General features: G+C 68.9%; 1 protein-coding gene. It reads left to right on the top strand.

Features of this window, described 5'->3' with window-relative positions:
• Positions 1 to 77 precede the first annotated feature (77 nt).
• Positions 78 to 1,298: a primosomal protein gene (locus tag G6027_RS13720; protein ID WP_182637657.1), complete on the top strand. Its 1,221-nt coding sequence runs from the start codon at positions 78 to 80 to the stop codon at positions 1,296 to 1,298.
• Positions 1,299 to 1,590 lie beyond the last annotated feature (292 nt).

Raw genomic sequence — 1,590 nt, 5'->3', positions numbered from 1 at the left:
CCGCCGGAGGCGACTCAGCCGGCGTCCTGTCGGCGGGCCGTGGCACCGGCTGAGGGGCCGTGGATATGCTGACCGGCATGGCCAAGGACATAGTCCCGATCGAGCTCGGTCTCCCTGAGGGAGACGTCACGACCCTCTGGGCACCCAGTTGGCGGGAGGACAACGACGACTGGGAGGCGTTCCTCGGCCTCGACGAGGACCTCTACGCCTTCGACTCGACCGCCGAACTACTGGCCCTCGTCCGGAGCGGCGCGCAGCACGACCTCCAGGACCACCCGTCCTGGGACGAGTTCGCGGCGTCCGACGTGCTGGCGTTCCGCGCCGCGGACGAGAACTGCTACGACCTCGTCGGCGTCCTCGAGCTCCTCGGTGAGAACCCCACGGAGTCATCGGTCGACGAGATCGACCAGTCCTTCACCATCGCCCGCTCGATCGGCGAGGTGTGCGAGCTGGACACCGTCACCAAGTTCTTCAACGGCAACCCGATCCTGGCCGCCGTCACCCGCGGGATGGACGAGTTCTATGGGCGGGACGGGTTGAAGCTGTGGAAGTCCATCCGCAAGACCGTAGCCAAGGGCTGGGACGACGTGCTCGACGCGATCCAGGACGTCATGACCACGCCCGAGGTCCCGCGCGCCGAGGTCGAGCGCGCCCGGACGGACCTGGAGGCCGCTGAGGCCGCGCTCCCCGAGCCTGTACCCGAGCCCGAGGCCGCTCCCACCGGATATCCGGAGGGTTCTCTCTGGGAGACGGTCGGGATCGACCCCGTGAAGATCATCTTCGCCGATCAGGAGTACCTGAGCCTGCGTTGCTATCTCGGCGATCAGCCGGTGTTCCTCGGCGACGGCGACCAGGCGTATGTGTTCACCAGCGCCCGCGGCCTGTCCCGGTACCTGGCGGACAACGACGACGAGACGCTCAGCCACGTGGCGACCTACGATCGCGTCAAGATCGCCGCGACCGACGGCAGTCTGGACATCCACGTGACCGAGGACAACACCTACGTCCTCGCCGGCCTCGACCGCGACATCGAGGTCGGCCCCGGGATGGTCGACTCCGACCAACTCGGACTGGCGGTGGAACTGGTCACCGACCTCGCGAACTACGTAGGCGACTCCGACCTCGAGGCCGCGGTGACAGGCCGCGGGACCTCGTTGCGGCGGTTCCTGCACTACGTCCTCAACCCGGACGACGCCAGGCTGCTCGAGCCCAGTGCGCCGTTCGACGACGAGGCCGGCGAGTGGCGCGACCTGGTCGACGACGTCGAGCGCCTGATGACCACCCCCGACATCGCCTGAGGTCGCTTGGCCTCGCCCGGCCCCGCCTCGCCCCGCCTCACCTCATCGAAAAGAGCGTTTCGCACATTTCCACTCGGGCGATGCGGTCGAAACACTCTTCTCGATGGGCTGCTCGATGGGCTGCCCGGGGCGATGCCCGGGGCGATGCCCGATGCGCTGCCCGGTGGGCTGGTCGCTGGACAGCTCGGCGGGCTGGTGCGTCACCACCCGCGTCGTCTGTCCAGCACCACCCCGGCCGGCCCCCGCGCGGTCCCGGGTCCACCGATCTCCAGGGCGGACGCCAGCTCGGTGA

Source organism: Dietzia sp. SLG310A2-38A2 (genome assembly GCF_014145095.1).
Classification (GTDB): Bacteria; Actinomycetota; Actinomycetes; order Mycobacteriales; family Mycobacteriaceae; genus Dietzia.
Note: the sequence above shows the minus strand (reverse complement) of the source record. Positions and strands in the feature narration are given on the sequence as shown.